The organism is Streptomyces sp. NPDC046759 (genome assembly GCF_040645475.1).
In the GTDB taxonomy this organism is placed as follows: Bacteria; Actinomycetota; Actinomycetes; order Streptomycetales; family Streptomycetaceae; genus Streptomyces.
In genome coordinates this window covers 1-7,994 of record NZ_JBEYYJ010000068.1, presented here as the reverse complement: position 1 = coordinate 7,994, position 7,994 = coordinate 1, and the positions used below count along the sequence as shown (strand labels likewise).

Annotated in this window: 1 protein-coding gene; it reads left to right on the top strand. The window is 73.3% G+C overall.

Annotated features, from left to right (window positions below; genetic code table 11):
- Window positions 1-7,994, top strand: a 7,994-nt coding sequence (locus tag ABZ919_RS41295) for an SDR family NAD(P)-dependent oxidoreductase (protein WP_361259419.1), incomplete at both ends; no start/stop codon positions are given.

Genomic DNA, 7,994 nt, shown 5'->3' with positions numbered 1-7,994 from the left:
CCGTACGCGGTCACTGCCGCGATCGGGCAGCTGCACACGTACGGCATCTCCCCGGACTGGCAGGCCCTCTTCCCGGGCGCCCGGCGCGTCGACCTTCCCACCTACGCCTTCCAACGCGAGCGCTACTGGCTCGACGTTCCCCAGGCGGCGACCGGCGGCGCCCCTGAGGCGACGGACGCCGAGTTCTGGGACTCCGTCGAGAGTGAGGACCGGGCGTCCCTCGGTGCGCTCCTGGGAGTGGATCCCGCCGAACTCGACGTGGTCGCACCCAAGTTGTCCGCCTGGCGCCGGCAGCGGCGCGAGCGGTCCACCGCCGATGGCTGGCGCTACCGGATCACCTGGCAGCCGCTCGGCGACATGGCCGGTGCCGTTCCGTCGGGGACCTGGCTCTACGTGGTCTCCGAGGAGACCGCGTGGACCGAGGCGATCCGCGCCGGGCTCACGGAACTCGGCGTCGAGCTCGTACCGTTCGCCGTGGGCGAGGACGCCGACCGCGACGCGCTCGCCCGGGCCTTCGCCGACACCGGGCGGGGGCATGCCGACGGCATCCTGTTCGCCGCAGCACGAGGAGAAGCGGGGACAAAGGCCCTCCAGCGGCTCGTCCTCCTCGTCCAGGCCCTCGGCGACGCCGGGATCGAGGCGCCGCTGTGGTGCCTGACCAGCGGCGCGGTGTCGACCGGCCCGGCGGACCAGTTGGCCGACCCCGTCTCCGCCCAGCTCTGGGGCCTGGGCAGGGTCGTCGCCCTGGAACAGCCGCAGCGCTGGGGCGGGCTCGTCGACCTGCCCGCCGAGCCCGACTCCCGCGCGCTGGAGCGACTGGCCGGCCTGCTGGCCCAGGTCGACGAGGATCAGCTCGCCGTACGCGCTTCCGGCGTGTCCGGCCGCCGCCTCGTGCGCGCGCCGCAGAGCGCGGCACCGGCGGACGCACCCTGGTCGCCGCGTGGCACCGTCCTGATCACCGGTGGTACGGGTGCGCTGGGCGGGCACGTGGCCCGCTGGCTCGCCGGCGCCGGTGCCGAGCACCTGGTGCTCACCAGCCGTCGGGGTCCCGACGCCCCGGGCGCCTCAGACCTCAAGGCGGAGCTCGAGGCCCTGGGCGCTCAGGTCACCGTCGCAGCGTGCGATGCCGCCGACCGCGACGAGCTCGCCGACCTGTTCGCCCGGCACGCCGTGAACGCCGTGGTGCACACGGCAGGCGTACTCGACGACGGCCTGGTCGATTCGCTCACGCCCGAGCGCCTCGAGCACGTACTGCGTCCCAAGGTGGACGCGGCGCTCCACCTGCACGACCTCACCCGGGACCGCCACGACCTCGACGCCTTCGTGCTCTTCTCCTCGATGACGGGCGTCTGGGGCAACGGCGGGCAGGGCGCGTACGGTGCGGCGAACGCCTTCCTCGACGCCCTCGCCGAGCAGCGCCGGGCGCAGGGCCTGCCCGCGCTGGCCGTCGCGTGGGGATCCTGGGCGGACGGAGGCATGGCCGACGGCGCCGCCGGTGACCACCTGCGGCGGCGCGGCGTACGGGCGATCGCCGCCCTTCCCGCGATCTCCGTGCTGCACGATGCGCTGACCCGCGGCGAGACCTCCGTGACCGTCGCGGACGTGGACTGGGACCGCTTCGTCCCGGCCTTCGCCGGCACCCGCCCCTGCCAGTTGCTGTACGGCGTGCCAGAGGCCCGAAAGGCCCTGGAAGCTCACGCCCGGGCCGCGCGCAGCGCCGACGTGCCCGCGTCCGCGCTGGTCCAGAGCCTCCTCGGCGCCACACCGGAGGAGCAGCGCCGCATCCTGCTGGACCTGGTGCGCGAGCAGGCCGCCACGGTGCTCGGCCACACGGGCAAGGGCGCCTTCGAAGCCGACCGGACGTTCCGCGAGACCGGCTTCGACTCGCTCACCGCCGTCGAACTGCGCCACAGGCTCAGCACGGCCACCGGCCTCAGGCTGCCCACCACCCTGGTCTTCGACCACCCGACCCCCACCGCCCTCGCCCGTCACCTGGGCGAGGAACTCCTCGGCCGGCCCGCGCTGGAGGCGGACGCCGTGCGGGCGACGGCCGCCGCCGCGGACGAGCCGATCGCGATCGTCAGCATGAGCTGCCGTTTCCCCGGTGGCGTCCAGTCGCCCGAGGACCTGTGGGAGCTGCTGAGCTCCGGCCGGGACGCGATGTCCGGCTTCCCCACCGACCGCGGCTGGGACATCGACGCGCTCTACGACCCCGACCCCGACCGGCCCGGAAAGACGTACTCGCGCGAGGGAGGCTTCATCCAGGGCGCCGACCGCTTCGACGCCGGTCTCTTCGGGATCTCGCCGCGCGAGGCGCTGGCGATGGACCCTCAGCAGCGGCTGCTGCTGGAGACCGCGTGGGAGGCCTTCGAGCGCGCCGGCATCGCGCCCGGCTCCGTCCGCGCCGGCCGCACCGGTGTCTTCATCGGCACCAACGGCCAGGACTACGCCGGCGCACTGCGCAACGCGCCCGAGGAGATCGAGGGATACGCGCTCACCGGCAAGGCCGCATCGGTCGTCTCCGGACGCATCTCCTACACGTTCGGGCTCGAGGGCCCGGCGGTCACCGTCGACACGGCGTGCTCCTCCTCGCTCGTCGCCCTCCACCTCGCCGCGCAGTCGCTGCGGAGCGGCGAGTGCTCGATGGCCCTGGTCGGGGGCGTCACCGTGATGACCACGCCGGACCTGTTCGTGGAGTTCAGCCGGCAGCGCGGGCTGTCGCCCGACGGCCGGTGCAAGGCGTTCGCGGCGGGTGCTGACGGCACCGGCTGGGGCGAGGGCGTCGGCCTGCTGCTGGTGGAGCGGCTGTCGGACGCCGAGCGCAACGGGCACCGGGTGCTGGCCGTCGTGCGGGGCAGCGCGGTGAACCAGGACGGCGCGTCCAACGGTCTGACCGCGCCCAACGGCCCTTCGCAGCAGCGGGTGATCCGGCAGGCGCTGGCGTCCGCCGGGCTGACGCCCGCCGATGTGGACGCCGTGGAGGCGCACGGTACGGGGACGAGGCTGGGTGACCCGATCGAGGCGCAGGCGCTGCTCGCCACGTACGGCCGGGAACACTCCGACGAACGGCCGGTGTGGCTGGGCTCGGTCAAGTCCAACATCGGCCACACGCAGGCTGCGGCGGGCGTGGCCGGTGTGATGAAGATGGTGCTGGCGATGCAGCACGGCGTGCTGCCGCGGACGCTCCATGTGGACGAGCCGACCGCGCACGTCGACTGGTCGGCGGGCGCCGTACGGCTGCTGACCGAGGCGGTGGAGTGGCCCGGGACCGCCAAGACCCGCCGGGCCGCGGTGTCGTCCTTCGGTATCGGCGGCACCAACGCGCACACCATCATCGAGGAGGCGCCCGCCGCGGCCGTGGCCGAGCCGGCCCGGGAACACCGCCCGGTGCCCGTGCCGTGGGTGCTCTCAGCGAAGAGTGAAGCGGCGCTGCGGGCCCAGGCGGAGCGTCTGCTCGCCTTCGCGACCGACGACGTGTCGCCCGCTGACGCCGGATTCTCGTCGGCCACGACGCGGTCGGCGCTGGAGCACCGGGCCGCGGTGATCGGCACCCATCCGGCCGAACTGCGTGCGGGGCTGGAGGCCCTCGCGGCAGGCGAACCGGCGGCGAACGTCGTCGCCGGGCGCGCTCATTCGGCTGGCAAGGTCGGGTTCTTGTTCTCGGGGCAGGGTTCGCAACGTCTTGGTATGGGGCGTGAGTTGTACGAGGCGTTCCCTGTGTTCGCTGCGGCGTACGACGAGGTGTGTGCGCTGTTGGACGCGCCGGTCGATGTCGACTCGGAGGGGTTGAACCAGACGGGTTGCACCCAGCCGGCGTTGTTCGCGGTCGAGGTGGCGTTGTTCCGGTTGCTGGAGTCGTGGGGTGTGCGGCCGGATTATGTGGCCGGTCATTCGGTGGGTGAGATCGCGGCCGCTCATGTGGCGGGTGTGTTGTCGCTCGAGGACGCGGCGAGGTTGGTGTCGGCGCGTGCGGCGTTGATGCAGGCGCTGCCGGCGGGCGGGGCGATGGTGGCGGTGCAGGCCACCGAGGACGAGGTGCTGCCGTATCTGAGTGACGGTGCCGGTATCGCGGCGGTGAACGGCCCGCAGTCGGTGGTGGTCTCCGGTGCCGAAGACATGGTGGTGGCCATCGGTGAGGCCTTCGCGGAGCAGGGGCGTAAGACGTCCCGGTTGAGGGTCAGTCATGCGTTCCATTCGCCGTTGATGGATCCGATGCTGGAGGAGTTCGCTGAGGTCACCCGGGGGCTGGTCTTCAACGAGCCGCGGATTCCTGTCGTTTCGAACGTGACCGGTCGGCTGGCGGAGTCGTACACACCCGAGTACTGGGTCCGCCATGTCCGCGAGGCGGTGCGTTTCGCCGACGGCGTCCGGACTCTCCACGACCTCGGCGTGACCACATTCGTGGAGATCGGCCCCGGCGGCGTCCTCTGCGGCATGGCGCAGGGCTGTGTGGACGACGTCGTCACGATCCCCGCGCTCCGGGCCGACCGCCCCGAACCCCGGGCGATCACCACCGCGTACGCCCAACTGCACGTCAACGGCGTGGATGTGGACTGGCACGCCTTCTTCCCGGGTGCCCGGCGCGTCGACCTTCCCACCTACGCCTTCCAGCGCGAGCGCTACTGGCTCGACGCCCCCGCCTCCGCCGGTGACCTGCGCGCGGTGGGGCAGGGCGAAGCAGGTCATCCGCTCCTCGGCGCCGCCGTGCCGCTGGCCGCCGGCGACGGACACCTGCTCACCGGGCGGCTCTCGACGCACACGCACCCGTGGCTGGTGGACCACGCCGTCAGCGGGGTGGCGCTCCTGCCGGGAACGGCGTTCGTGGAACTGGCGATCACCGCTGCCGACGCCGTGGGCTGCGACCTGCTGGAAGAGCTGACGCTGGAGACACCGCTGCTTGTGCCCGAGCGCGGCGGCGTCGCCCTGCAGGTGCGCGTAGGCGCCGACGACGGCGCGGGCCGCAGACCGCTGACCGTGCACTCGCGGATCGACGACGGGGACGCGTACGCCCACGAGGACGACTCCGGGCGGACATGGGCCCGGCACGCGTCCGGCTCGCTGACCGTCGCCGCTGGAAGGCCCGTCGACGGCTCGCTCGCCGCGTGGCCGCCCGTGGGCGCGGAGCCGGTCGACGTCGACGGGTTCTACGACCGCCTCGCCGGCATGGCGCTCGACTACGGCCCCGTCTTCCGGGGGCTGCGCGCCGCATGGCGGAGCGGGGACGACTTCTTCGCCGAGGTGGAGCTGCCCGGCGGGGAGCGGACGCACGCGGACGCGTACGGCCTGCATCCCGCGCTGTTCGACGCCGCCCTGCACACCGTCTGGCTGGGCGCGGTCGAGCCGGAGGCAGGGACGGGGAACGGGCTGCTGCCGTTCGCCTGGAGCGGTGTGCGCCTGGCGGCCGCAGGAGCCTCCGGCCTGCGGGTGAAGGTCTCGCGAACCGGCACCGGCACCTCCGCGGTGTCGCTGACGCTGGCCGACGGCACCGGTGAGCCGGTCGCGCAGGTCGACTCGCTGACGCTGCGCCCGGTGCCCGCCGATCAGTTGCGCGCCGGTTCCGGCACCGACGACTCGGTCTTCGGCCTGGAGTGGACGCCGGTCAGCCTGCCGTCCGCGCCGGTCGGCATGAGGATCGAGACGTACGAGGATCTCGCCGCACTTCGGGTCGCTCACTCGTCCGCGGACACGGAAGCGGGCACGGAAGCCGACGCCGGCACCGCTGCCGGAGCCGTCGCCGATGCTGTGGTCGTGCCCTGCCCGACCGGGTCCGGCGGGGACCTGGCCACCCGGGTCCGTGAGGTCACCCACGCCGTGCTGGAGCTGGTGCAGTGGTGGCTGGCCGAGGAACGCCCGGAGCGCCTGGTGCTGGTGATGCGTACGGGAGACCTCGCCCAGTCAGCGGTCCGCGGACTGGTGCGCTCGGCGCAGAGCGAGAACCCCGACCGCATCGTGCTGATCGAGACCTCAAGCGATGCCCATGCCCATGCCCATGCCCATTCCCATTCCCGGGCCTATGCCTATGCCAGTGCCGACGCGGGCAGCGGTGTCGACGACGCGGGTCTTGCGCGGGTGCTGCCCGGCCTGATCGCGTCGGGCGAGCCGCAGGCCGCGGTGTACGCGGACGGCGAGGTCCGGGTGCCGAGGCTGGACCGCGTCGCGGCGCCCGACGTGGAGCCTGAGCTTTCCGATCTCGGCTCCGGCACCGTCCTGCTGACCGGCGCGTCCGGCGGACTGGGCGGGCTGTTCGCCCGGCACCTGGTCGCCGAGCACGGCGTCCGCAGTCTGCTGCTCGTCAGTCGCCGCGGTGGAGATGCCCCCGGCGCGTCCGAGCTCGCCGCAGAGCTGACCGCGCAGGGCGCCGACGTCACCTGGGCCGCGTGCGATGTGGCCGACCGCGACGCGGTCCGTGCACTCCTGGCCGGGCCCGGGCAGAGCCTGTCCGCGATCGTCCACACCGCCGGCATCCTGGACGACGGAGTCATCAGCTCCCTGACCCCCGAGCGGCTGGACGCCGTGTTCCGGCCGAAGGTGGACGCGGCGCTGAACCTGCACGACCTGGCGGGTGAGCTGTCCGGCGACCTGTCAGCGTTCGTGCTCTTCTCCTCCGTGGCGGGCACTCTCGGCACTCCGGGACAGGGGAACTACGCCGCCGCCAACACGTTCCTCGACGCCCTCGCCGAGCACCGCCGTGCCGCGGGCCTGCCGGCCACGTCGCTGGCCTGGGGCCTGTGGGCGCAGGACAGCGCGAGCGCCATGACCGGCAGCCTCGACCACACCGACCTCACCCGCATCAAGCGCATGGGTCTCGCCGCTATCCCGTCGGCGGACGGCCTGCGGATGTTCGACGCCGCCCTGGCCACCGGTCGGGCGGCGGTCGCCCCGATCCGGCTCGACACGTCCGCCTTCCGCGACGGACAGGGCCAGTTCCGCGACGGACAGGCTCAGTTCCGCGACGGACAGGACCAGTTCCGCGAGGGGCAGGACCAGTTCCGCGAGGGGCAGGGGCAGCCCGTGCCGCCGGTCCTGCGCGGACTGGTGCGGGTCGCGCCGGTGCGGCGTACGGCGCAGAGCGCGCCGAAGGGATCGCTGGGTCAGCGGCTGGCCGGGCTGCCGGAGGCCGAGCGCGAGCAGGTGGTGCTGGACCTGGTGCGTACCGAGGTCGCCGCCGTGCTCGGGCACGCCGATGCACGGTCGGTCGGCGCGGACGACTCGTTCAAGGACATCGGGTTCGACTCGCTGACCGCCGTCGAACTGCGCAACCGGCTCAACTCGGCCGTCGCCATGCGCCTGCCCGCCACCCTGGTCTTCGACTACCCGACCCCGCTCACCCTCGCCCGCTTCCTCACCGCCGAAGCCGCAGGCTCCGGCGAGGCGGAGACAGCCGTGCGAGCGACCCTCTCCACGGCCGACGGAACGGCGGACGAGCCCATCGCGATCGTGGGCATGGCGTGCCGGTATCCGGGCGGGGTGCGTTCGCCGGAGGACCTGTGGCAGCTGGTGCTCTCCGGTCGCGACGCCGTGTCGGGCTTCCCCGAGGACCGAGGCTGGGACGTCGAGAGGCTCTACGACCCGAACCCCGACCAGTGGGGCACCAGTTACACCCGGGAGGGCGGCTTCCTCCACGACGCGGCGGACTTCGACGCCGAGTTCTTCGGTATCTCGCCGCGTGAGGCGCTGGCGATGGACCCGCAGCAGCGGTTGCTGCTGGAGACGTCGTGGGAGGCGTTCGAGCGGGCCGGGATCGATCCGGCGGCGGTGCGGGGGAGCAGGACCGGTGTCTTCGCCGGCGTGATGTACCACGACTACGGCGGGCGCGTGCACACCTCGCCGGCAGGGCTGGAGGGCTACCTCGTCAACGGCAGCGCGGGCAGCGTCGCCTCCGGCCGGGTCTCGTACACCTTCGGGCTGGAGGGCCCGGCGGTCACGGTCGACACGGCGTGCTCGTCCTCGCTGGTGGCGCTGCATCTGGCAGCCCAGGCGCTGCGGAGCGGCGA